Origin of the sequence: Amycolatopsis sp. WQ 127309 (assembly GCF_023023025.1) — a bacterium.
In the GTDB taxonomy this organism is placed as follows: domain Bacteria; phylum Actinomycetota; class Actinomycetes; order Mycobacteriales; family Pseudonocardiaceae; genus Amycolatopsis.
This window is the reverse complement of sequence record NZ_CP095481.1, coordinates 2,619,687-2,642,138: the sequence shown is the minus strand read 5'-3', so window position 1 is coordinate 2,642,138 and position 22,452 is coordinate 2,619,687. Positions and strand designations below refer to the sequence as shown.

General features: G+C 71.4%; 21 protein-coding genes. 11 read left to right on the top strand and 10 right to left on the bottom strand.

Annotated elements, in window-relative coordinates:
- Window positions 1-27 precede the first annotated feature (27 nt).
- From MUY22_RS12095 to MUY22_RS12080, 4 genes are read right to left on the bottom strand one after another with little or no spacing between them, the layout of a single operon-like run.
- Window positions 28-645, bottom strand: a complete 618-nt coding sequence (locus MUY22_RS12095) for a DUF3558 domain-containing protein (protein WP_247059593.1) — start codon at window positions 643-645, stop codon at window positions 28-30.
- Entirely contained in the window at window positions 642-1,052 is a 411-nt protein-coding gene (locus MUY22_RS12090) for a hypothetical protein (protein ID WP_247059592.1), read from the bottom strand. Before MUY22_RS12090 ends, MUY22_RS12095 begins: the two co-directional genes overlap by 4 nt.
- Window positions 1,049-1,795, bottom strand: a complete 747-nt coding sequence (locus tag MUY22_RS12085) for an ESX secretion-associated protein EspG (protein ID WP_247059591.1) — start codon at window positions 1,793-1,795, stop codon at window positions 1,049-1,051. Before MUY22_RS12085 ends, MUY22_RS12090 begins: the two co-directional genes overlap by 4 nt.
- Window positions 1,792-3,183, bottom strand: a complete 1,392-nt coding sequence (locus MUY22_RS12080; protein ID WP_247059590.1) for a hypothetical protein — start codon at window positions 3,181-3,183, stop codon at window positions 1,792-1,794. Before MUY22_RS12080 ends, MUY22_RS12085 begins: the two co-directional genes overlap by 4 nt.
- Before the next feature lie 200 nt (window positions 3,184-3,383).
- On the opposite strand from MUY22_RS12080, the gene MUY22_RS12075 reads away from it, so the two are divergent.
- From MUY22_RS12075 to MUY22_RS12040, 8 genes are all read left to right on the top strand, one after another.
- Entirely contained in the window at window positions 3,384-3,896 is a 513-nt protein-coding gene (locus MUY22_RS12075; protein WP_247059589.1) for a YbaB/EbfC family nucleoid-associated protein, read from the top strand.
- A gap of 26 nt (window positions 3,897-3,922) precedes the next feature.
- Window positions 3,923-4,261 (top strand): hypothetical protein, encoded by a 339-nt coding sequence (locus tag MUY22_RS12070; protein WP_247059587.1) that lies wholly within the window; start codon window positions 3,923-3,925, stop codon window positions 4,259-4,261.
- On the top strand, window positions 4,254-5,282 hold the full coding sequence (locus MUY22_RS12065; protein ID WP_247059584.1) for a WXG100 family type VII secretion target: 1,029 nt from the start codon (window positions 4,254-4,256) through the stop codon (window positions 5,280-5,282). The genes MUY22_RS12070 and MUY22_RS12065 overlap by 8 nt, the downstream gene beginning before the upstream one ends.
- Window positions 5,283-5,331: 49 nt before the next feature.
- Window positions 5,332-6,477 (top strand): DUF6346 domain-containing protein, encoded by a 1,146-nt coding sequence (locus MUY22_RS12060; protein WP_247059583.1) that lies wholly within the window; start codon window positions 5,332-5,334, stop codon window positions 6,475-6,477.
- A 258-nt stretch (window positions 6,478-6,735) separates the two neighbouring features.
- Window positions 6,736-7,605, top strand: a complete 870-nt coding sequence (locus tag MUY22_RS12055) for a ribokinase (protein WP_247059582.1) — start codon at window positions 6,736-6,738, stop codon at window positions 7,603-7,605.
- 121 nt (window positions 7,606-7,726) lie between these two features.
- The gene (locus MUY22_RS12050) at window positions 7,727-8,383 is read left to right on the top strand and encodes a hypothetical protein (RefSeq protein WP_247059581.1); all 657 of its coding nucleotides are present in this window, start codon (window positions 7,727-7,729) and stop codon (window positions 8,381-8,383) included.
- Window positions 8,373-10,043: a phosphoenolpyruvate--protein phosphotransferase gene (ptsP, locus tag MUY22_RS12045; RefSeq protein ID WP_247059580.1), complete on the top strand. Its 1,671-nt coding sequence runs from the start codon at window positions 8,373-8,375 to the stop codon at window positions 10,041-10,043. Before MUY22_RS12050 ends, ptsP begins: the two co-directional genes overlap by 11 nt.
- A gap of 259 nt (window positions 10,044-10,302) precedes the next feature.
- Entirely contained in the window at window positions 10,303-11,679 is a 1,377-nt protein-coding gene (locus MUY22_RS12040; protein WP_247059579.1) for an MFS transporter, read from the top strand.
- A 74-nt stretch (window positions 11,680-11,753) separates the two neighbouring features.
- Here MUY22_RS12040 and MUY22_RS12035 read toward each other — a convergent pair whose 3' ends face one another.
- Complete coding sequence (locus tag MUY22_RS12035; RefSeq protein WP_247059578.1) at window positions 11,754-12,419, bottom strand: DUF1707 domain-containing protein; 666 nt, start codon at window positions 12,417-12,419, stop codon at window positions 11,754-11,756.
- 96 nt (window positions 12,420-12,515) lie between these two features.
- Between MUY22_RS12035 and MUY22_RS12030 the strand changes: the two genes are divergently transcribed.
- The gene (locus MUY22_RS12030) at window positions 12,516-13,538 is read left to right on the top strand and encodes a hypothetical protein (RefSeq protein WP_247059577.1); all 1,023 of its coding nucleotides are present in this window, start codon (window positions 12,516-12,518) and stop codon (window positions 13,536-13,538) included.
- 3 nt (window positions 13,539-13,541) lie between these two features.
- Here MUY22_RS12030 and MUY22_RS12025 read toward each other — a convergent pair whose 3' ends face one another.
- The 3 genes from MUY22_RS12025 to MUY22_RS12015 are packed head-to-tail and all read right to left on the bottom strand — an operon-like array spanning window position 13,542 to window position 16,587.
- Window positions 13,542-14,198 carry a response regulator transcription factor gene (locus MUY22_RS12025; protein WP_247059576.1) on the bottom strand — a complete coding sequence of 219 codons (657 nt, stop codon included), beginning with the start codon at window positions 14,196-14,198 and terminating at the stop codon, window positions 13,542-13,544.
- Complete coding sequence (gene macS / locus MUY22_RS12020) at window positions 14,195-15,331, bottom strand: MacS family sensor histidine kinase (RefSeq protein ID WP_247059575.1); 1,137 nt, start codon at window positions 15,329-15,331, stop codon at window positions 14,195-14,197. The genes MUY22_RS12025 and macS overlap by 4 nt, the downstream gene beginning before the upstream one ends.
- On the bottom strand, window positions 15,328-16,587 hold the full coding sequence (locus MUY22_RS12015) for an AI-2E family transporter (RefSeq protein ID WP_247059573.1): 1,260 nt from the start codon (window positions 16,585-16,587) through the stop codon (window positions 15,328-15,330). The genes macS and MUY22_RS12015 overlap by 4 nt, the downstream gene beginning before the upstream one ends.
- 200 nt (window positions 16,588-16,787) lie before the next feature.
- Here MUY22_RS12015 and MUY22_RS12010 point away from each other — a divergent pair, with 200 nt between their 5' ends.
- Together MUY22_RS12010 and MUY22_RS12005 are read left to right on the top strand one after the other, a co-directional pair.
- On the top strand, window positions 16,788-17,717 hold the full coding sequence (locus tag MUY22_RS12010; protein WP_247059572.1) for a hypothetical protein: 930 nt from the start codon (window positions 16,788-16,790) through the stop codon (window positions 17,715-17,717).
- A 209-nt stretch (window positions 17,718-17,926) separates the two neighbouring features.
- Window positions 17,927-21,088, top strand: a complete 3,162-nt coding sequence (locus MUY22_RS12005) for a PE-PGRS family protein (protein ID WP_247059571.1) — start codon at window positions 17,927-17,929, stop codon at window positions 21,086-21,088.
- Between the two features lie 99 nt (window positions 21,089-21,187).
- On the opposite strand, the gene MUY22_RS12000 is transcribed toward MUY22_RS12005, so the two are convergent.
- Together MUY22_RS12000 and MUY22_RS11995 are read right to left on the bottom strand one after the other, a co-directional pair.
- Window positions 21,188-21,952, bottom strand: coding sequence for a dioxygenase (locus MUY22_RS12000; protein WP_247059570.1), 765 nt, complete (start codon window positions 21,950-21,952; stop codon window positions 21,188-21,190).
- Window positions 21,953-22,019: 67 nt separating this feature from the next.
- The gene (locus MUY22_RS11995; protein WP_247059569.1) at window positions 22,020-22,400 is read right to left on the bottom strand and encodes a MarR family winged helix-turn-helix transcriptional regulator; all 381 of its coding nucleotides are present in this window, start codon (window positions 22,398-22,400) and stop codon (window positions 22,020-22,022) included.
- Window positions 22,401-22,452 lie beyond the last annotated feature (52 nt).

The window sequence follows — 22,452 nt, the reverse complement described above, 5'->3', positions numbered from 1 at the left end:
GCGGCGAAGGTTACGGAAAGGTGCAGCTCAGGCCCTCGCCTTGAGGTTGGTCAGCACCAGGTCCGCGACACTGCGGCTGATCTCGCAAGCGTCCTTGCCGTCAGCGGCGGCTCGGTCTCCGAGGATCAGCGTGACGCCGTAGGTCAGCTTGTCCGTCACGCCGACGACGACGTTGCAAAGCCGCTTGTCGGACGTGTCCCCGTAGGCGATCGCCGGGTACTCCTGGACCGGGCTCAGCTCTTTCCAGAGCGAGGATTTCGGTTTGGTGTTCTTGTAGGCGAGGCTCAGGCCCTGGTCCGACTTGGTGTCGTAGCCGACCGTCAGCCCCGCGCCACTTCCGGACGTGCTGTCCCACTGGCACAGGGGGCCGAGCTCGGCGTCCTCGGTCTTTCCGGGGCCGGTGTCGCCGAGGAAGTCACTCACCTGCGCGGCCGTGAGGGCGGTGTCGCACGGGCTGCCGGCCAGCACCTGGTCGGGAAGGGGGTTGGCGACCGCGGGGGCTCCGCTGTCGGGTACGTCGGACCCGGGGGTGGTTGCGGAGCTTGTGGGCGCGGGTGTTGCTGTGCCGTGTTCGCCGTTGCAGCCGCTCAGCAGGGCGGCGCACGTGGCGGCAACGGTCAGGGTGACGATGCTCTGCCTGTTCATTCGGCTATCCCGCGTTTCGTGGAGGTGTCGGCAGCTGCCTGCTGGTCGACGGCTTCAGTGATTCCTAGTGCTTTGCGAAGCCGGCCGATCAACTCGGTCAGGTAGCCGAACTGATAACGAAGGTGGCCCTCGTAGTAGCGGCCGGTTTCGTTGACGCCGTTCTGCCCGTTCACCGCGGCGTTGCTGGCCGGCTCATCCGCCGGAGGATCGGCCCGCGAAAGGTACGACGCGGTGCGGTACTGGGTGCCGATCGTTTGTCGTAGGTCTTCGGCCTTCTTGAGCATTGCCCGCATCTCCGAGCTGCTCATCGCGAACCCCTGTCCACCGGCCGGCCGCGACGCTCCGCTGGGCGTGTCCGTCGCCCAGAAGCCGATGCCGCTGAAGATCGCTCCTCCTGGCGCCGTCATCGCGCTCCTCCTCCCAGTCCGTTGAGCGTCGCGTACAGCACGTCGACCATTGCCGCTCGGGTGCCCGGCTGGATGCTGACCATCCGTTCGCGCGCCGGGAACGCGTACGTCAGCACTCGCCCGACTCCCGCCGCGTCCACCGCGGTGATCGGGGCGCTGCGGGCACCGTCGTTGACCGCGTAGCACTGGTGCATCCCCGTTCGCTTCGCCGCCATCAGCCGGCGGGCCCACGGCAGGGGGTCGCGGGTGGCGTCGGACGTCGGGTCGGCCAGGTCGTACGACTCTTCGTGGCCCGAGAACCGCGACTCCGGGATCGCCACCCGCTCGATCCGGGCGGGTGGGACCGGCGGCAGCACGTCCACCAGCGACTCGGCGATCCGTGACGGCTCCACGGCGTCGATGCGGATGGTGTCGGCCTTCCGGATCAGCCGGAACGCGCGTGGGCCGTCGGCCGAGATCAGGGCCGTGCCCGACTCGTCCGCCTCGATGTCGCCCAGCCACGCCGTGAACTGCCGCGGTCCGCGCGCCAGGACGCGCAGGACGTCGCGGAACTCGCGCGTCAGCGTGCCGCCGGTGGCGAGGCGAAGCGACGCGAGGACGTCGAGCACCTTCTCGTCCAGCCGCTTGCGGGTCTCGTCGCCGAGCCAGAGGTTGTCCGGGCCGAGGACCGCCGGGGGTGGGCCGTGCCGCTCCCACTCCCAGGCCGTCAGCAGCGCGGACTTGGGCAGGTAAAGCACCGTCACAGCCCGATCACCGGGGGCACGGTCCTCTCGTCGGACGCCCCGAAGATGCTCTCCGGGTCGGCTTCCACCAGGTACGACGCCCGCTGGTGCTCTTCGTCCTCGGTCTTGCCGCCCTTGGCTCCCTGGCCCATGCCGCCCATCCCCGGCGAGCCCGGCTTGCCCGCCGCGCCGCCGCGGATCCCGCCGGGTGCGCCCGGACGTCCTTCGCCGGGAAGCCCCGCGCCGGTGGACGCGCCGGGAGCACGGGCTCCGGTGGCGCTGCCCGTTCCCGGCGACGAGCCCGCGCCGAACCCGCCGCTGCCGCCTGGGCCGAAACCACCGCCGGGCCCGAAACCGCCACCACCGGGGCCGAAGCCCGGGCCGAAGCCGCTGCCGGGTGAAGAGGGCGAAGAAGGCTGGTAGCCCGGCGGGAACTGCGTCGACGGCGGGACGTAACCCTGCGCCCGGACGCTGTCATCCACGCCCGGGACCTGCGTGTGCGAACCCGGCGGCACGACCTGGCCCGGAGGTGGCGGCGTGACTTGACCAGGAGGCGGCGGTGGCTGCACGCCCGGCGGGTGGACCGCCGGTGGCGGCTGCACCTGCGCGCCGATCGGCCGGTGGTCGTCGTCGCCACCGCCGACGCGGGGGCGCTTGGCGGGCGGCTCGACCGGGTCCTTCGGGTCCTTGACCTCGAATTCGCCGCCGGTGTACTCGCGCAGCTGGCCGTAGTCGATCGTCCGGCCCGCGGTGTTCGTGCTCGACTGCTGCGAGTACGAGGTGTACCGCTCGACGTTCTCCTGCGCCTTCCGGTTGTACTGGTTGATCTTGTCTTCGGTGTCGGTGTCCCACGGCGTCGCGACGTCCCAGGCGCTGCGCGTCGGCGGCTGGTCGGTGACGTCCGGGTGCAGCGAGTTCTTCAGCTGGTGGAACTGGTCGATCTGCGTCTGGGACAGCGTCGAGTTGCGGTCCAGCGTCGCCGACGCCGAGGTCGCCGACGCCGTCAGCGGCTGGAGCCGCTCCCGTGCCGCGTCCGCGGCGCCGCCGGTCCACGCGGATTCGAGGCCGGACGTCAGCTCGCGCGTCCCCTGCTCCAGCTGCAGCTGGTACTTCGACTGGTCCACGCCGGCCCGGTGCACGCTCTGCAGCGACTCGGTGCCGGGGCCTGTCAGCACGGCCCGCACCAGCTGCCCGGGTGACAACCCGGCGGCCTGCGGGTTGTCCGCGCCGGTACCGGTCTGTGAAGCGATGTAGCCGCCCGCGATCGCCCCGGGCAGCCCGCCCGCGAGCATGCCGATGCCGGCCCCGTTCAGGACCTTGCCGAGGCCATCGGCCCCCGACTCGACGGTGTGCGCGATCTCCGACCCGACGTGCTTGGCAGCGTCGAGCATGTCGCCGAACAACCCCACCGAACTGCGCTCCCCTCGCGTTCGATCTCCCCTCTTGCGTTACGCACGATAGCGCACCGGTTACAGCTGGTGGGAGGAATCGACCTGGTCAGGGGTGGCCACGGGGCGTTCGTCACAAAAAGCGGAACCGCCCGCGACTGTCGGTGCCGTATGCCACACTCGGTCGCCGTACGGTTACTGACGTGAACGGGGAGGTTCGCGTGACGAACCCTGAGCAGCTCTTCGCGGCCTTCGAGGCCAAGATGGCGCAGGCGCAGCAGCAGGCCGACCGGATGCGCGCCGAGATGGCGACGGTCTCCGTCGCCGAGCGCAGCAGAGACGGCCAGATCGCCGTCGAGGTCAACCACCTCGGCAACCTCGTCGGCCTCGAGATCGGCCACGCGGTCCGCGACAAGCCCGATCTGGCCGGGGAGATCCTCCGGACCGTCCAGGTGGCGCAGAGCAGGCTCGCCGCCGCGGTCGAGTCCGGCGTGCCCTCGATCGCGGGCACCGACACGATGACCGAACTGGTCGGCCAGTTGCACCGCGAGTACCCCGAACCCGAGCCCGACGGCTTCGTCGAAGGTGGCGGCGGTTACGGCGCTCGCGCCGACGACGGTTCCCGCTTCATCGCCGAAGAAGAACCACCGAAGCCGGCTCCACCCGCGGTTCGCCCGCCGGCGAACGACGGCGTGGACGACGACTACTTCGGTGACGGCGACTACCTGCGCTGAGCGCAGGAAAGAGGAGGAAGGTAGACGTGGCCGGACAAACTGGCCCCGGGTTCGACGAGAACCCCGAGGCGATCGACGAGCACGCCAAGCAGATGGAAGCGACGTTCGACGTCCTCAAACAGGCCTTGGCCCTCAGTCGTGACGACCCGATCGGCCCGGACGCGTTCGGGCTGATCGGCCAGGTGTGCCAGCTCAGCACCTGGTGCGGACACCTGGCGGGGCAGGCGACGGACACGCTCGAGTCGGTGGTCGCCGGAGCCGACTACCACGTACAAGCGGTGCAGGCCTGGGCGAAGGCTCGCCGGGTGGACGAAGAATCGGCGTCGGCACTGGTGAACCGGGCCTCGGAGGTCAGCCGTGGCTGAAAGCCCGCTCATGGCGGAAGCCAAGCGCGAGACGGATTCCGAGAAGTACGGCGCCGACAGCCTCCTCGAAGGGGCTGGAGCCCTGCAGGACTACTACGGCGGCTTCGAGAAGATCCTGCACGGCGACTGGACCGAAGGCCTGTTCAGCTTGGCGAACGCCGGCCTCGGCGCCATGGACCTGGTCAGGGACGGGAACCCCCTCGAGACGCTGGTGAGCTGGGGTTTCGGCTGGGTGATCGAGCACCTCGACTTCCTGAAGGAACCGCTCGACTGGGTCACCGGTGACCAGGACGCCCTGGATCTCGAAGGCAAGAAGTGGGAGACGATCGGCGAGCACGTCCAGAAGACCGCCGAGGAACTGACCGCCGAAGTGCGGAAGAACTGCCTCGGCTGGAAGGGCAAGGCCGCCGACCAGTACCGGGTTTACGTCCAGCAGCAGCTGGACGCGTACGCGGCGCTGTCGGACGCGGCGACGAAGGTGGCGCAGGTCATCGGGATCTGCAAGACGATCCTCGACGTGGTCCGCACGTTGATCCGCGATCTCATCACCGACACGCTCGCGAAGGTCGTCATGATCCTGCTCCGCTACCCGCCGCCCGGGTATCCCGCCGCGCTGGCCGCGGAAGGCGTGCCGTTCGCGGTGAAGCAGGGCGGGAAGATGGTCGAGGAGTGCAGCCGGCTCGCACGAGCTTTCTCGCGGGCGAAAGAGTTTCTCGGCGCGCTCGGCGACTTCTTCCGCAGGGTGGTCTCCGCCGTAGGGACCGCGGGCAAGGAAATGTTCGACGGCTTCGCGAAAGCGGCAGCACGGGAAACCGGCATGAAAGCGTTCGAGCAGCTGGCCACCGGACCTGGTCGATCCGCCGGGGAGTCGCAGCACGACCGTGACGCGACGTCGATCGTCCCGGAAGACCACTCGACCGCTTATCCGGTCGACAAGGTGCCCCGCTCCGGCCCGGTCACCGACGACGGCCGGCCGTTTTCCGGGCAGCCGGGCGCTCAGCGGATCTCCGGGTCGATCTAGTCATCGTGCCCTCGACATCGGAAGAGCCCGGAACCCGGAAGGCCGCCGCATGAACATTCCTACGGTCGGAAGACCGCAGTGGGTGCGAAGCGTCGTCATCGCGGTTCTTGCCGTGCTGTTCGTGGTGGGGTCGTGGACGGGGGTGGCGTGGGTGACCGCGAGCCACGGTCCGGACCGCGGCGGCACGCCCGTCGCTCTCGCTCGCGTCAAGTCGTGTGAGCGGCTCGGGCCGATCAGCCGCGGGGGTATCGGGTTCTACTGGATCTGCGTGGCCGACGTGACTCCTGTCGGCGGCGCGACCAGGTCCGTGCGGTTCGGCCTGGACGAGCTGACACCGGACGACTTCGGGAAGGCTGTTCCCGTCGTGGGCTGGGAGACGGATTTCCAGCGTGATGTCGTGAAGCGGAAGATGCCGTCGTGGGTGCCGGCTCTGGTGGTCTTGCTTCTCGTCTTTTTGTGCTGGGCGGAACGTCGACGCTTCAGGCGGCTGCGGCGTCCGGTCGTGCACCACCCGGCCGACGTCCGGCTCACGGAGCCGGTCCGGGTGCCGAACCCGCCGGCTGCCGGCAGTCCCGACCGTGGTGCGTCGGTGATTTCGCCCGCCGAGTGGTCTCCGCGGAGGTACTGGCGCACGGCCGGTGCCTTGGTGGCGGTGGGGTGCGCGCTCGCCGCGCTCGCGCTGCCGCTCGACGATCCTGAAAGCCGCAGAGCGCTTTTCGTCCTCGCGGGGTTCGGGTTCGCCGCGCCGGTCTGGTTGATCTGCTGCACACCGCGCTGGTACCGGAAGAGCTCCTACTCCGCGCAACTGACGATCTCGGCCGAAGGCATCAGCTGGAAGCGTCGCCGGCGCGAGGAGCTCTTCACACTCGCCTGGCCGGACTTGGCCGAGGTCCGGGTCCTCACGGTCACCCACGGCGAGCTGACCCTGCGCGTGGTCGATCTGCTCCCCGCCGATCCGGAGGCGCCGGAACGGCGTCCCGAACTCCGCCGGTTCTGGCAGATCGGGGCGAAACTCGGCGTGTACTGGCTGCCCGGGGAGCCTCGGACCGTTCGGGTGCCCGAGGCGTTCAGCGACGCCGCGATCGGTCAGGTGCGGGCGGCGATGGCCGTCTTCCGGCCGGATCTCTTCCGGGAGTACGCCGCGGGCGTGACGGCGGGGGCGCCGCCGACGCCGATCACTCGGGGGGCTACGTGATCGGCGCCGGCGACCCGATGCCCTGCCCGGCTCGCGCCGGTCGGGCAACGTCATCACGTCTCCGTGCTGACGTTCCAAGAGAGCGGAGCCGGTCTGTGAAGTGACGTCCGGGGGACATGCATCCCCCGAACGAGTGACAGACATCCGCTGCTCGCATGATTGTCGCACTCAGCCCCGGATAAGTTACAAAAACCTTCACTTTCTTCCGGGCCGACCCTGATGACCTGGTCGGACGGCGTTTCGTGGCAAAGTACGGAGATGAACTCCGACGTGCTCGTTGTGGGATCCGCCAACGCCGACCTCGTCGTCGCGGTGGATCGGCGGCCGGGCGGCGGTGAGACCGTGCTGGGCGGGGACACCGTGCTCTCCCCCGGTGGCAAGGGCGCCAACACGGCGGTCGCGGCGGGGCGGCTCGGGGCGGACGTCGCGCTGCTCGGCGCCGTCGGCGACGACACCTACGGCCGGCTGCTGCTGGATTCGCTCCGCGCGGCGGGCGTCGACACCGGACTGGTCCGGACCAGCGACCGGCCGACCGGCATCGCCTACATCACCGTCACCCCGGACGGCGAGAACTCGATCCTGGTCTCCCCGGGCGCCAACTCGAACCTCGAACCGGCCGACGTCGAGGCCGTCTTCGACGGGGTGCGGGTCATGGTCGCCTCGCTCGAGGTGCCGCTGTCGACCGTCGAGCACGCCGTCGCGAAGGCCGCCGAACAGGGCGTCAAGGTCCTGCTGAACCTGTCGCCGGCGGCGAAGCTCTCCGCCGGGACGCTGGCCAAGCTGGACGTCCTGCTGGTCAACGAGCACGAAGCCGCCTGGCTGACCGGACCCGGCGCGGACTTCCGGCAGCTCCTCGACCTCGGGCCGCGCGCCGCCGTCGTCACGCTCGGCGCGGCCGGCGCGGTCGTCGTCGAAGCCGGTTCCACCACCGAAGTCGCGTCGCCGAAGGTCGAAGCCGTCGACAGCACCGGGGCCGGGGACGCCTTCGCGGGCGCGCTCGCGGCGTCCCTCGCCGACGGCGCCGACCTGGTCTCCGCGGCGAAGCACGCGGTGCGCGTGGCGGCGTTCAGCGTGACCCGGCACGGCGCGCAACCGTCTTACCCGACGGCCGCTGACCTGGGGGAATGATCGTCCGGACGCCCGTGTTGCACCTCACATGGGCGATTCATTCGGCTCGGCCTGGTGGCGTGGCTACGCGGCTCACCTGAGGGCGATAGCCGAAGCGAGACGCGCGGATCACCTCGCGATCATGCCGCTCGACGAGACGCTGAAGGCGCTCGGCAGGCAGTTCGAGATCGACGAAGGCGGCTACGACGTGCCGCTGGAGGACATCGTCGGCACCGTGGCCCGCGCCGGCGACTTCGACCGTGAGTTCCGGCCGCGCAACCGGGCACTGCGCGAACGCTGGGAGAGCCTGACGCGGACGTCGGCCGAGCTCCCGCCGGTGCGGCTCGTGCGGCTCGAAGGCGTCACCGACATGTTCTTCGTCGACGACGGCCACCACCGCGTCGCCATCGAGCGGGCTCGCGGCGCCCGCACCATCCGCGCGCGGGTCCGGCGGATCTGCACGATCGCGTGCGCGATGCGCTGCCTGACGCTCGCGGACCTGCCGTCGAAGACCGCGGAGCGACTGTTCCTGGAGCGCGTACCGCTGCCGGACGACGTCCGCTTCGGCCTGTGGCTCGACGATCCGGCCGACTGGTTCCGGCTCGCCGACTCGGCCGAGGCCTGGGGATTCCGCCGTATGCTGGCCGGGCGGCCGGTGTCCAGCCGCGACGAGCTGGCCGAGGCCTGGTGGCACGAGGAGGTCCGGCCGGTACTCGAACAGGTACGCCGTCGCGGCTTGTGCCCGCCACCACGAGATATCCAGGTCTATCTGAGCTATGGTCTAGACCATGTCGTCTGAGCTTGATGCCGCCTCCGCTGCGGGACGCACGTCGGCGGGGCCTTTGTCCGGGGTCGCCGTCAGCCCCGGCCGCGCGAGTGGTCCCGTCGTCCGCGTCGCGGAGCCGCTGGGTGAGCCCGCCGCCACCCCGGCCCCGGCCGATCCGGCCGCCGAGGCCGCCCGGATCGTGCCCGCCGCCGAAGCCGTGGCCGCGCGCCTGGAGAAACAGGCCGAGACCGCGTCCGGTGAAGCGGCGACGATCCTGATCACGACCGCCGCGATGGCCGCCGACCCGGCGCTCGCCTCGCAGGCGGAACAGCTGGTCAAGACCCAGGGACTGCCCGCGACGCGCGCCGTCTACCAGTCCGCCGAGGGCTTCGCCGAGGCGCTGGCCGCCGCGGGCGGGTACATGGCGGAGCGCGTCCGCGACGTCCGCGACGTGCGTGACCGGCTGATCGCCGAGCTGCTCGGCATCGCGCCGCCCGGGGTGCCCGAGCTGGCGACGCCGAGCGTGCTGGTCGCCCGCGACCTCGCGCCCGCCGACACCGCCGGCCTCGACCCGGCGAAGGTGCTCGCCCTGGTCACCGAAGAGGGCGGCCCGACCAGCCACACCGCGATCCTGGCCCGCGCGCTCGGCATCCCGGCCGTCGTCGCGGTCCGCGGCCTGCTGGCGCTGGACGCGCAAGCGCTTGCGGTCGACGGCGACACGGGTGCCGTCGAGTTAGCCGACCCCGCGGCCCCGGTCGTCACCGCGACGGTGGCCCAGCTGGCCGAGTGGAACGGCACCGGCGCGACGTCCGACGGCCACCGCGTGAAGGTCTACGGCAACGTCGGCTCTCCGGCCGACGCGCAGGCCGCGGCGGACGCGGGCGCCGAGGGCGTCGGCCTGTTCCGCACCGAGTTCTGCTACCTGGACGCGCCGGCCGAGCCGTCGGTGGCCGACCAGCGCGCGGCCTACACCGCAGTGCTGTCGCCGTTCCGCGGCAAGCCCGTGATCGTCCGGACCTTGGACGCGGGCGCCGACAAGCCGCTCGCCTTCCTGTCGCCGGAGGCCGAGCCGAACCCGGCGCTCGGGGTGCGCGGGCTGCGCGTGGCGTTCGACCGCCCGGAGATCCTGGACCGCCAGCTCGAAGCGATCGCGGGTGCCGCGGAAGACTCGGGCGCCGAGGTCTCGGTGATGGCGCCGATGGTCGCGACGGTCGAGGAAGCCGCCTGGTTCGCCGACCGCGTCCGCGCGGCGGGCATTGCCCGCGCCGGCGTGATGATCGAAATCCCGGCGGCGGCGCTGAGCGCCCGCGAAATCCTCGAGGCCGTCGACTTCGTCTCGGTCGGCACGAACGACCTGGCGCAGTACACGTTCGCGGCCGACCGCCAGCTGGGCGCGGTCGCGAAGCTGAACGACCCGTGGCAGCCGGCGCTGCTGCGCCTGCTCAAGCTGATCGGCGACGCGGCCAAGGCCACGGGCAAACCGGCAGGAGTCTGTGGCGAAGCGGCGGCCGACCCCCGGCTGGCCCTGGTCCTGGCGGGCCTCGGCCTGACGAGCCTCTCGATGAACGCCCCGGCGGTCCGCACGGTGGGCGCCGCCCTGGCGAGCGTCACGCTGGCGGAGTGCGAGGCACTGGCGGAGGCGGCCCTGGCGACGTCGAACCCGACGGCCGCGCGAGCCGCCACCCGTCCCTGACCTGGTCGAGAGCCACGAAGGCAACGGCGGCCGCCCCCACGCTCAGTCTATCGGTCATCACCGACGGTCCGGGTTTGTGCGAACCTGGGACGCGGAGTTGTCCACAACGTTCGAGGGGTGTGGACAACGACGTCCCGTGAAGGCCATCTCGGACCCCGGTCCGAGGTGGCCTTCACGGCGTCTGGGCAAGAGTGTCGATTCCGGCCCGGCCCGCTCGACGCCTTGGTGAAGGAGAAAGCCGAGTCGGGAGGTAACGGTCATGGCCACAGGTACCCGGGCCGGGCGGCGGGAGTGGGTTGGGCTGGCCGTGCTCGCGCTGCCCACCCTTCTCGTGTCGCTCGATGTCTTCGTGCTCATCCTCGCGCTGCCGAAACTCGCCGTCAGCCTGCACGCCGATGGCACCGAACAGCTGTGGATCATGGACACCTACGGCTTCATGGTCGCCGGGTTCATGGTCACCATGGGGACCCTCGGAGACCGGATCGGGCGGCGGAAGCTGCTGCTCATCGGGGCCACCGCCTTCGGGCTTGCCTCCGTCGTCGCGGCCTTCTCCACCAGTGCCGTGATGCTCATCGGGGCGCGGGCCGTGCTCGGGATCGCCGGGGCGACGCTCGCTCCCTCGACCCTCGCGCTCATCGGGACGATGTTCACCGACCCGCGGCAACGTGCGTCGGCGATCGGGATCTGGGCCGGGTGCTTCTCCGTCGGTGCGATCATCGGGCCGGTGGTCGGCGGGTTCCTGCTCGAACACTTCTGGTGGGGCTCGGTCTTCCTGCTCGGCGTCCCGGCCATGGTCCTGCTGCTGGTCATCGGCCCGAAGCTGCTGCCCGAGTACCGCGACGAGACCGCCGGCCGCCTCGATCTGCCCAGTGTCGCGCTGTCGCTCGCCGCGATCCTGCCCGCCGTCTACGGCGTCAAGGAGCTCGCTCGCGACGGCGTCCGCCCGCTGCCGGTCGCGGCCCTGATCACCGGGATCGCCGTCGGGTACGTCTTCGTGAAACGGCAGCGGACGCTCGACGAGCCGCTGCTCGACCTGCGGCTCTTCGCCGGGAAGGCGTTCCGGACCGCGCTCGGCGGGATGCTGCTGTTCAGCATGCTCGGCGGCACCACGATGCTGTTCGTCGCGCAGTTCTTCCAGCTCGCGCTGCACCTTTCGCCCATCGCCGCGGCGCTCGGGCTGCTGCCCGGGATGATCACCTCGACCATCAGCTTCCTCGTCGCTCCCGTGCTGGCCCGGCGCGTGCCGACCGGCACGCTCATCGCGGGCGGGGTCGTCACCGCCGCGCTCGGCATGGTCGTGCTGGCCTTCGCCGACGCCGACCCCGTGTGGCCGGCGATCGGGTTCGCGGTGACGTCGCTGGGGGTCGGGCCGATGGTCACGCTCGGGACCGATCTCGTCGTCGGGTCCGTGCCGCCGCGCCGGGCCGGGGCCGCCGCGTCGCTCGCCCAGACCGCCAACGAGTTCGGTTACGCCCTCGGCATGGCGACCGTCGGCACCCTGGGCAACGCCATCGTCCGCGCCCACGACGAAGCCGACGGCCTCCACGCCGTCGCCGGCCTGAGCGCGGTCGCCTTCGCCGTTCTCGTCTACTTCGTCGCCCGGCACCTGCGGACCGCCCAGCCGATCGCCGTTTGACGGGCGAAGGCCTCCCCCGCCCGATGCCTGGGCAGGGGAGGCCTTCTTGACGCCGGGGGCAGAGGGGCCCCGGGCTAGCCGAAGAGCCCGCGTCGCGGGTGGCGGATGACCAGGGAGCCGCCGTGGACGCGGCCGCTCAGCACGTACCGCGGGTTGCCCATGCGGCCGTTGCTGTGGGTCTTGTCCTCCATCGAGCCGAACTTGACGTCGCTGATCGCGTTGACGTCGACCGCCGCGTGCTCGGGGATGACGATCTCGACCGAGCCCCACTTGGCGTCCAGCTCGATGTGCACCACCGGCGACTGGACCTGGGCCTCGGTGAAGTCCAGCTTGGTCGAGCCGTACTTGTTCCGCACGACCATCTCCGACGGCACCACCCACGGGCCGCCGCGGTGCAGGGACGAGTACTTCGCGTTGAGCTCGAAGCGCTGACCGGGCACGTAACCGCCGCCGAAGCCCACCGGGGGCGCGTACGACGGGGCCGCCGCGCCGGCCGCGGCCGGGTGGTGGAGACCGGCGAGGTCGGCCAGCACGGTGTTCAGCTCGCCCCGCGTCTTCGACGCGAGCGCGCGGTCCGTGCGCTCGGTGAACTCGTCCAGGTCGATCATCCCGCGGCCGATGGCCTTCTGGAGCACCCCGACGACGTGCTCGCGCTCGTCGTCGGACACCCGAAGATCGCGCTCGCTCAACGGCTTGGTCTCGGTAGCCGGCTGTACCGTCGTGGTCTCTTCCTCGCCCATGTCCACGATGGTAGAACCGGATTCCTCCAGGGAGATCGGGGGAAAACCCTGAACGGACCCGTACTTCGCGGTGCCGCGCTCGGCGCGGCGCTCTTCGTGCTGGCCGGGTGCACCGGCGACGAGCCCGCCCCGCCGCCGGCTCCGGCGCCCACCAGCGCGCCGCCGACCTCCGCGGCTGCCCTGCCGGAGGGCCTCCACGGCGTGGCCGCCTCCGGCGGGATCGGCGTCACCGCACTGCTCCCCACCACCGGCCCGACCCTCTTCGACGCCGACCGCGGGCCCGCGGGCACTCCGCCCGGTTACCCCGGCGGTGATGCCGGGATGAGCGTCGTGCGCGTCGGGAAGTCCGCCGTCCTGACCGCCCACCACGACAACGACCTGTTCGACGTCTTCGTCTACACCGGCCCGGCGAGCCCGCCGCGGTCGCTCGGCCGCGCCTGGTCCGTGGCGCCCGGCGTCGACGGCGCGAGCGTGTGGGTGATCCGGCAGGACGCGCCGGACAGCTGCCGGCTCCAGCACGTGACGCTCGACGGCGGCGAGGTCGGCCACGGCCAGTCCGCCAGCTGCCACACCCAGGTCCGCGCCGAGACGAAGTACGGCCTCCTGATCACCATCAACGCCGACGGCGCCGAGTCGACGGACGCGCTCATCGAGCCGGCGACCGGCCGCACGGTGCAGCAGGCGCCGCGCATCCTCGCCGTCGCCGGGGACCGGATGCTGCTCGACGGCCTGACCGATCTCACCCTGGTCGACCTGCGCGACAACAGCCGCAAGAAGCTCAGCCGGCCGACGATCGGGCCCGCGCCCACGGTGGTGACCTCCCGCGAAGGCGCTCTGTTCGCCGCCGACTTCGCCGTCCACTCCTACCGGGCCACCAACACGCAGCTGCGTGACATCTGGCTGCTCCGCCCGGACTCGCTGAGCTGGGAACACGCGCCGGGGATGCCGTTCGTCACCGAGCACCTCAACGACGGCGGCGGAATGGACTGGAGTGACTCGGGTGATCTGGTGCTTGCCGACGGCGTCCTCGCCGCCTGGCACCCGGGCGAGCCGACCTGGCGGCTGGGCAAGGCCGCGCTGCCCGCGGGCGACTGGGGCGGCATCACCGTCCTGCCGTGACTACTACTCCTCGTCGAGGCCGTGCTCGATCGCGTACCGGGCCAGCTCGACGCGGTTGTGCAGCTGCAGCTTCCGCAGCGTCGACTGCACGTGGTTCTCGACGGTCCGGTGCGACAGCACGAGCCGCTCGGCGATCTGGCGCGCGGTGAGCCCCTTCGCGACCAGGCGCAGGACGTCGGTCTCGCGCTCGGTCAGCCGCGGCGGCTCGGCCCCCTCGGCGGGGGCGTCGGCCATCCGCCGGTACTCGCCGAGCACCAGGCCGGCCAGGCCCGCGGTGAACACCGGGTCGCCGACGGCGGTCCGGCGCACGGCGTCGACCAGCTCGGCCGCGGACGCCGACTTCACCAGGTAACCGGACGCGCCGGCCTTCACCGCCTCGAGGACGTCCTTGTGCTCCCCGCTCGCCGAGAGCACCAGCACCCGCGTCGACGGCAGGGCCGCCGTGATCTCGCGGGTGGCGTCGACGCCGGAGGTGGTGCCGAGGTTGAGGTCCATCAGCACGACGTCCGGCCGCACGGTCCGCGCGATCCGCAGCGCCGCGTCGGCGTCCGGGGCGGTCGCCCGCACGTCGAAGCCGTGTTCGGTGAGGTCGCGGGCCACCCCGTCCCGCCAGATCGGGTGGTCGTCGACCACCATCACCGAAATCCGTGGTTCGCTCATGACGCGCTCCTGGTGCTCGGCACCCTGACCTCCCACTCCGTGCCCCGGCCGGGACCGGTGTCGAGGGCCGCGCTCCCGCCGAGGTCGCGCACCCGGCCCCGGATGGATTCCACCACGCCGAGGTGCCCGTTCGCGGCCGCTCGCTCGAGAACGCCGTCCGGAATGCCCGGTCCGTCGTCGCGGACGCTCACCACCACCTCGGTGCCGAGGTCCTCCAGCAGCACCCACGCGTGCGCGTCCGCACCCGCGTGCTTCTCGACGTTGGCCAGCGCTTCCCTGGTGACGGCGACGAGCTCGTCCGTGACGTGCGCGGGCAGCTCGACGTCGTCCGCCGGGGTCGAGACCTGCACCGACGGCGTCGCGAGCAGCTGCAACGCCGTGCGCAGGCTCGTCGTCCCGGTCTCGCTCGGCTTCAGCGGTTCCGTCGTCACCAGCGACCGCAGCGCGATCTCCTGCTCGCCCGCCAGCCGGGCCAGCTCGGCCGCCTCGCCGCCGACCTCGTTGCCGCGCTTGCGGACGCGGGCGAGGACCTGCAGCACGCTGTCGTGGATCGACCGGGCCAGCCGCTCGCGTTCGGCGGTCGCCGCTTCCTTCCGCAGCGCCTGCGCCAGGCGGGTCGCGGCCTGCCGGCTCAGCGTCGCGGCCATCCCGACCAGCAGCCCGGCGGCGGCGAGCAGGACGCCGTCCCGCGCGACGTCGAGGTCGAACTTCTCGCGCGCGAGCCCGGTCGCCACCCCGACGACCAGGCCGGCGAGCACGCCGCCGACCGCGCCGAACCGCGCGCCCGCGGCCACCGGCGGCACCGCCGCCCACACCGTCGTGATGAGCGGGACGTTCAGCGCGAACTGCGCGTCGCTCAGGACGAAGGGCGAGGTGAGCAGCAGCCCGGTACCGACCACGACGTCGGCGACGACCAGCCACGGCGGCCGCGTCCGCTCGCGCAGGTACAGCACGCTGATCACGACCGACCAGACCGCCATCGCGCCCAGCAGCGTCCAGGCCAGCCACTCACGCCGGTACTGCTCGTGCTGCACGACGACCGTGCCGCAGGCGAACGCCCAGGTGAGCACGCGGAACGCGTTCACGCCGCGCCACAGCGGCGTGATCGGGTCCGGCGTCCGCGCGGTGGTCATTCCTTCTTGTCGTCCTTGTTCACGGCCGTCGCCGCGCGGGCGTTCTTCTCTTCGTCTTCTTCGTCGTCCTCACCGATCGTCGGCACCTCCGCGTCGGGGGTGCCGGGTTCGGCGTCGTTCGGCTGCGCGGCCTGGTCCTTGAGGACGTCGACCTCGGCCGGGTCCGGGTTCCGCTCGTGCAGCAGCGACCGGACGCCGGCGTTCAGCACGGCCAGCAGCGGCACGGCCAGCAGCGCGCCGGCGATCCCGCCCGCGACCAAGCCGGCGGTGATGGCCAGGACCACGGCCAGCGGGTGCAGCTTCACCGCCCGCCCGAGCAGCAGCGGCTGCAGGATGTGGCTCTCCAGCTGCATCACGCCGATGACGATGCCGAGCACGATGACCGCGCCGATGGGGCCGTTAGTCACCAGCGCGATCAGCACGGCGACGCCACCGGTCAGCACGGCGCCGATGATCGGGATGAACGCGCCGATGAAGACCAGCGTCGCCAGCGGGATCACCAGCGGCACACCCATGATCCACAGGCCGACGCCGATGCCGACCGCGTCGACGACGGCGACCGCGGCCGTCGCGCGGACGTAGCTGACCAGCGAGGCGAACCCGCGGCGCCCGGCGACGTCGACCCGGTTGCGGACCCGGCCCGGCACGACGCGGACCAGGAACGTCCAGATGCCGTCGCCGCCGCTGAGGAAGAAGATCGTGATGAACAGCGTCAGCAGGAAGCCGGTGAGGATCTCGCCGACGGTGCTCGCCGTGGTCAGCGCCGTCGTGGTGATGGACGCCTGGTTGTTCTGGATGAAGCCGATCGCCTGGTTGATGAAGTCCTGGATCTGCTCCTGCCGCAGGTGCGGCGGGCCGTTGAGCAGCCAGTTCTTGATCTGGTCGAGGCTCGCGTTCAGCTGTTGCTGCAGCTGGGGCAGGCCGGAGGAGAACTGCGTGATGACGAACGTCAGCAGCCCGCCCAGCACGGCCAGCCCGGCGATCACCACGATCGCGGTCGCCAGCCCGCGGGGGAACTTCAACGCCACCAGCTTCTGCACCGCCGGTGCCAGCAGAGCGGAAACCAAGAGGGCGATGGACAGCGGGATGACGACCACCGAGAGGTAGCCGATCACCCACACCACCGCGTACAGCGCGGCGACGATCACGATGAACCGCCACGCGAGCGCGGCGCTGATGCGCAGCCCCCGGGGGATCAGTCCCGTGATGTCCTCGTGCTCCGGCAGGAACGGGTCTTCTCCTCGCGCGTGGCTCACCGCCACACCGTACTGGCTGAGACGTCCGATTCGCCGGACTGCCAGCTGTGATCACTGATCGTCAGAACGAAATACACCGTGTGTTCTTCACACGATGGGGGCATCAAGTCGTTTCGAGGGTGCGCGTCACGCCGGGTGTTTGGTTAGGTCGCTACCGCAACGTTATGTAGCAACGGGTCGAGTGCGTCAGGAGACAACGAGTGGCGAACATCGCGACGAACGAGGGGCAGGGCGCCAAGCGCTCGCGCCGTCTCGTGTCGCGTGCGCTGCTCGTCCTCGGTGGCGCCGTCGCCGGCACCGCCGCCGCGTGGCTCGTCTCCGGCGGCACCGCGTCCGCCGACACCGTCGAGGTGGGCACCGCCCCGATCGCCGAGGCCGCCACCGGCAGCCTCGGTGACGTGAACGAAGGCGCGACGAACGCGGCGACCGACGTCTCGGCTTCGAGCTGCCACCAGGACGCCACGGCGTGGAGCAAGCCGTGCGCCCGCACCCTCGAGCACGAGGTCTCCGAGCGCGTCAGCGACTCGGTCTCGGACCTGGCCGAGGACGCCGTGGTCAGCCCGGCGCACCGCACCCTGGGCGCGGTCGAGCACATCGCCCGCAAGCCGCAGGACACCCGCGAGGTCCTCGAACAGACCTTCACCCCCGAGCCGGCGCACGATGTGCTGCAGCTGCTCGACCCCGCCGGCCAGGGCAACCTGGTTCCGCTCCCCCAGCTCCCGGGCCTCGCCCCGGTCGAGCCGCAGGGGCCGGTGACCGAGGAAATCGGTCAGGCCACGGACTCGGTCGCCGTCTCGGCCGTCCAGCTCCCCGCCGTGTTGCGAGCAGCGCTCGCGATGCCGACGGGTGTCCAGCAGAACGACGTCACCGGTGCCGCGGGCGAGTCCCGCGACTCGCACCGTGATCTGCCGTCGTCGCCGCTGGTCCCGGTGCAGCTTCCGGCCGCACCGTCTGTTCCCACCGCCCCGGGTGGCAGCTCTGCCCCCGGTGGTCACCTCGACGGCTTGAACTTCGGCGTCCCCTCGTGGGTCTCCTCGGCCGTCAGCGATGCCGCCGCCAGCGCTTACCGCGGCGGCCTGCGGCACACGCCGCGCACCCCGGGCACGCAGCCCGGTGTCACTCCTGACTGAAACACCTCCCTCCACGGGTAGCTGACGCGCCCAAGTCCGTCTTCATCTGACGGCGCAGCGTCCGCACTAGTCCCGTGGCACGGCGGTGCGCTTTGTTGCGCCCGCAAGAAGTTCCTTCCCCTCCCGGTGCGGCTCGGACTCCATTTCGAATTCGACGAGCGCACCCCCATAAGCCCGTAAGGGAACCCGAAATAAAGGAGAAACACCCCATGCAGACGTGGGCAAAGCGCGGCCTCCAGACCGCGCTGGTCACGGGTGGTTTGCTGATGCTGGGCACCGGCATCGCCTCGGCTGACGAGAACGTCAACCCCGACTCCCCGGCCTCCCCGCTCGACCTGAACGTGACGGCTCCGATCTCGGAAGCCAACAACGCGGTCGGCACCCCGTTCGGCCAGCTGGACCTGCCCGCCGGGCAGACGGAGCTGAGCACCAAGCCGGCCACCAAGGCCGCGAACGAAGCGGTCAAGCAGCTCGACGAAGCGAGCCCGATCAGCCAGAGCACCCTCGGCGGTGCCACCAAGGCTGACGGCGCGGGCGCCTTCACCCCGGGTCACCGCAACCTCAAGGGCAACAAGGTCGCCGGCGACATCGTCGTGCCGATCCAGATCGTGGACAACGCGGTCGGCGTCATCGGCGACGCGCAGGTCGACGGCACGGACCACTCGCAGACCTGGAACCACAACCAGGACGTCGCGACCGACGGCTCCAAGTCCGGCCTCGCCGGCAACGCCGTCGTCCTCGACTGGGCGCTCCCGGTCCAGATCGCCGGCAACTCCGGCGGCGTGGCGGGCGGCAGTGGCGCGGTGCACGGCGGCTCGGCCAGCCAGAGCACCACCGAGACCGGCGACATCGACACCGACGGCACCGGCTCCGGCCTGTCCGGCAACGTGGTGGCCGGCCAGTTCGCCACCCCGGTCCAGGTGACCGGCAACGCCGTGTCCTACCTCCTCGGCAACGCGTACAGCCAGTACGACGCCGACAGCGACGCCACCTCGGGTGGCTCCATCAAGTCCGCCGGTGACGGTGGCTCGGGCTCGGGCAACATCATCGGTGCGCCGATCGCCCTGCCGGTCAAGTTCAACGGCAACGCCGGTGGCGTGTGGGGCTCGGACGCGGACACGCTGTCGAACTCCTCCGCCGACGCCAAGGCCGGGGACACCCGCGAAGGCTCGCTGGGCATCCCGACCTACGAAGAGACGAGCGGCAACGACTCGTTCCTCGACGGCAACGCGGGCGCGGTGTCGCTCTCCCCGGTCGCCAACGTGGCGGGTGTCGCGGCGTCGTGGATCGGCAACGCGGCCACCGGCAACGCGACCGCGGGTCGCGACGGTGAAGGGACCCAGGGCGGCAGCTCCTCCAGCACTGTCGACTCGGGTGGCTTCGTCAAGACGGCCGGCGACGGCTCGGCGGCGGGCGGCAACGTCCTGAACCCGTCGGTCGCGCTCCCGGTCGAGGCGTTCGGCATCGGTGGCACGTACATCGGCAACTCGCACGCCAGCCACGACAACACCACCGACGCCAACGCGGGCAACGGGTCCTACACCCGCGGCAACGACGGCTTCCTCGGCGGCAACATCGTCAACACCCAGACCGCGGGCGCGCCCGAGGTCTACGGCATCGGCGCCAGCCACATCGGCAACGCGACCGGCCAGTCCACCGAGGACAAGACGGTCACCGCCGGGGCGTACGACGGCTCGCAGGGCAACGACTCGTCCGGCTCGGGCAACGTCGTCCAGGTGCCGGTCGCCGTCCCCGCCGAGGTCTTCGGCATCGGCGGCTCGTTCATCGGCCAGGGCTCCGGCTCGGCGGAGGAGACCAAGGTCGTCTCCGGCGGCGGCGGTGGCAGCACCAAGGACGACAACGGCTTCCTGAGCTCCAACCTGGGCACCGTCCCGGCGTCGCTCCCGGTGCAGGTCGCCAACATCGGTGGCGCCTTCATCGGCCAGGGCCACGGCAAGGGCTCGACCGACACGACGTCCAACGCGGGCGGCGACGTCACGGCGAACGGCCCCGCGGGTGCGGGCGCCGGCAACATCGTCGAGGCCCCGGTCTCCCTGCCGGTGCTGGCCGCCGGCTCGGGTGCCGCCCTCGGCGGCATCGGCACCGGTGAGAACGACAACATCACCGACTCGTCGGCGGGTGGCGACGCCCTCACCGACGGGCAGGACGGCGCGATCGCCGGCAACATCGTCAAGGCCCCGGTCGCGGGTGCCGCGCAGCTGTTCAGCGACGGCGTCGCGGGTGCGGCCCTCGGCCACGGCACCGGCACGAACGACACCGTGTCCACCGCGGGCGGCGACGCCACGACCAACGGTGACCGCGGCGCGATCGCCGGCGACATCGTCGGTGCGGACGCGCTGCCGGTCGTGCAGATCTTCGGCGACGCGGTGAGCGCGGCCGGGGTCTCCAGCGGCGACGGCATGAACACCACCACCGTGACCAACGCGGGCGACGACACCACCTCCGGTGTCGAAGGTGCGATCGCGGGCGACATCCTGGACATCCCGGTGACGGCGATCCCCCAGGTGTTCGGCGACAGCGTGGCCGTGGGTGGCGTTGCGCACGCCATCGGCGACAACTCGCTGACCACGGAGAACGGCGGCGAGCCGGTCACCGATGGTTACGGGTCGAGCCTGTCGGGCTTCGACTTCTACCACGACGCCGTGGTGCCGGTGCAGATCTTCGGGGTTCCCCTGGAGCTGATCGGCAACGCGACCGCCGACGCGACCGACATGACCAGCATCGACGGTGACGACGCGGACGCGGCCGACGCCATCTCGAACCCGGTCGAGGGTTCGGAGCTGGGCGCCGGCGAGCTGCCGTCGCTGACCGGTCTGGTCAGTGGCCTGCCGACCGCCGGGCTGCCCACCCAGGGCCTGCCCGCGCTGCCGACGGCCATCCCGACCCAGCGCGCCGACGTGCCGGTGAGCGGCCCGATGTCCGGGCTGCCCCACCTGCCGACCCCGGGCCTGCCCACCGCGGGTGGCCTCCCCGGCCTGAGCAGCCTGTCGGCGCTGGGCGGTGCCCTGCCCGGGCACGGCACCGAGCGTGCGGACCTGCCGACCGGTGGCCTGCCGGTGCACGTCCCGGCCCTCGGCGGCGGCCTGCTGCCCACCCTCCCGGCCGTCCCGGCCCTGGGTGGCGGCGTCCCGACGCTGCCCGTCGCGCTCCCGGTGACCCCGGCCCTGCCGGTGAACCCGCAGCTGCCCGCCGCCCCGACGACGCTGCCGGCCGCGCCGGCCGCGCTGCCGGTCAACGCGAAGCTGCCCGTGCTCGACGGTGCGGCCCCGGCCGCGCAGGTCCCGGCCATGTCGGGCCTGGACTCCACCAGCTTCCTCTCGAAGCTGCTGGGTTTCGTCAAGCGCAAGTAGTACCTGCACTACCTGCATCAACTGAATAGACTCTCCCTCCCTGGAGACGACGAGCCCCAGGAGCCAGCGCCGGCTCCTGGGGCTCGTTCGCGTCCCGGGTCAGGAGAACTGGAGAGACCGCTTCGCCAGGCCGTGCCAGAACCCGTCGATGACCGTGCGCCCTTCGGCGGAACTGGCGCCGAGCGAGACGAACAGCGGTGCGAAGTGCTCGATCCGCGGGTGCGCGAGAGCCGCCGCGGGCGCCTTGTGCCGGAAGTCGAGCAGCGTGTCGACGTCGCCGCTGCGCAGCACCTCGTCGCCCCAGTGGTCGAACTCGGCCGACCAGGCCGGCGGCGTCCCGTCGGTCGAGCGGGCCATGCCGCTCAGGTTGTGCGTGAAGAAGCCGCTGCCGATGATCAGCACGCCTTCGTCGCGCAACGGCGTCAGCTTGCGGCCGAGGTCGTAGAGCTCCTGCGGGTCCAGCGACGGCATCGAAACCTGCAGCACCGGGATGTCGGCGTCCGGGTACATCTCGACGAGCGGCACGTAGGCGCCGTGGTCGAGGCCGCGGTCGGGCGCGTCGTGGACCGGCGTCTCGGTCGCGCGAAGCAGCTTCTTCACCTTCGCCGCGAGCTCCGGCGCGCCGGGCGACGCGTACTTCACCTGGTAGTAGCGGTCCGGGAAGCCCCAGAAGTCGTAGACCAGCGGCACGGTCGTCGTGGCCGAGAGGGTCAGCGGCGCTTCTTCCCAGTGCGCCGAGACGACCAGGATCGCGGTGGGTTTCGGCAGGCCGGCGGACCAGCCGGCGAGCTGACGGGTCCACGTGGCGTCGTCGGCGAGCGGCGGCGCACCGTGGCTGAGGTAGAGGACCGGGCTGCGGGTCATCGACGGCTCCAGTGCTTGAAAGTTCAACTACTAGAGTACCTGACGCCGCCGCGGTCGTGGTTATTCCTCAGGCGGCTTCGAGGTTCGCCGCGCAGCGCTCGAGGGTGCGGATCGTCGTGCGGTAGTCGTCGTCGCTGACGCCGTCGGTCACCGCCGAGCGGAACGCCTTAATGCGCGCTTCGACGCGGGCGTGCGCTTCGCGGCCTTCGCCGGTGAGCTCGCCGGTGTCGGCGACCCAGCCGCGTTCGCGCAGGTCGGCGACCTGCGCGAACGTCGAGCCGAACGGTGCCATGACGACGTCGATCTCCGCCTGCGTGCGGGCGCCGAGGGCGATCGTGTTGAGGACCTGCCACTGCCGGCGGGTCAGCGATTCCGCGTCGAGGGCCTGGGCCGTGGAAGTTTCGAGAAGCTCGTGGACGTGGCGAAGCCACCAGCCGAGGGGTTTCATGGATACTCCGAATGTTGTCGGACAACTACATGTAAAAGTACATGCAGTTCGG

Coding starts and splice junctions, on each gene's coding strand:
- MUY22_RS12095 (WP_247059593.1), bottom strand. CDS start 645: ATGAACAGGCAGAGCATCGTCACCCTGACCGTTGCCGCCACGTGCGCC.
- MUY22_RS12090 (WP_247059592.1), bottom strand. CDS start 1,052: ATGACGGCGCCAGGAGGAGCGATCTTCAGCGGCATCGGCTTCTGGGCG.
- MUY22_RS12060 (WP_247059583.1), top strand. CDS start 5,332: ATGAACATTCCTACGGTCGGAAGACCGCAGTGGGTGCGAAGCGTCGTC.
- MUY22_RS12055 (WP_247059582.1), top strand. CDS start 6,736: ATGAACTCCGACGTGCTCGTTGTGGGATCCGCCAACGCCGACCTCGTC.
- MUY22_RS12050 (WP_247059581.1), top strand. CDS start 7,727: ATGCCGCTCGACGAGACGCTGAAGGCGCTCGGCAGGCAGTTCGAGATC.
- ptsP (WP_247059580.1), top strand. CDS start 8,373: ATGTCGTCTGAGCTTGATGCCGCCTCCGCTGCGGGACGCACGTCGGCG.
- MUY22_RS12040 (WP_247059579.1), top strand. CDS start 10,303: ATGGCCACAGGTACCCGGGCCGGGCGGCGGGAGTGGGTTGGGCTGGCC.
- MUY22_RS12035 (WP_247059578.1), bottom strand. CDS start 12,419: ATGGGCGAGGAAGAGACCACGACGGTACAGCCGGCTACCGAGACCAAG.
- MUY22_RS12025 (WP_247059576.1), bottom strand. CDS start 14,198: ATGAGCGAACCACGGATTTCGGTGATGGTGGTCGACGACCACCCGATC.
- macS (WP_247059575.1), bottom strand. CDS start 15,331: ATGACCACCGCGCGGACGCCGGACCCGATCACGCCGCTGTGGCGCGGC.
- MUY22_RS12005 (WP_247059571.1), top strand. CDS start 17,927: ATGCAGACGTGGGCAAAGCGCGGCCTCCAGACCGCGCTGGTCACGGGT.
- MUY22_RS12000 (WP_247059570.1), bottom strand. CDS start 21,952: ATGACCCGCAGCCCGGTCCTCTACCTCAGCCACGGTGCGCCGCCGCTC.
- MUY22_RS11995 (WP_247059569.1), bottom strand. CDS start 22,400: ATGAAACCCCTCGGCTGGTGGCTTCGCCACGTCCACGAGCTTCTCGAA.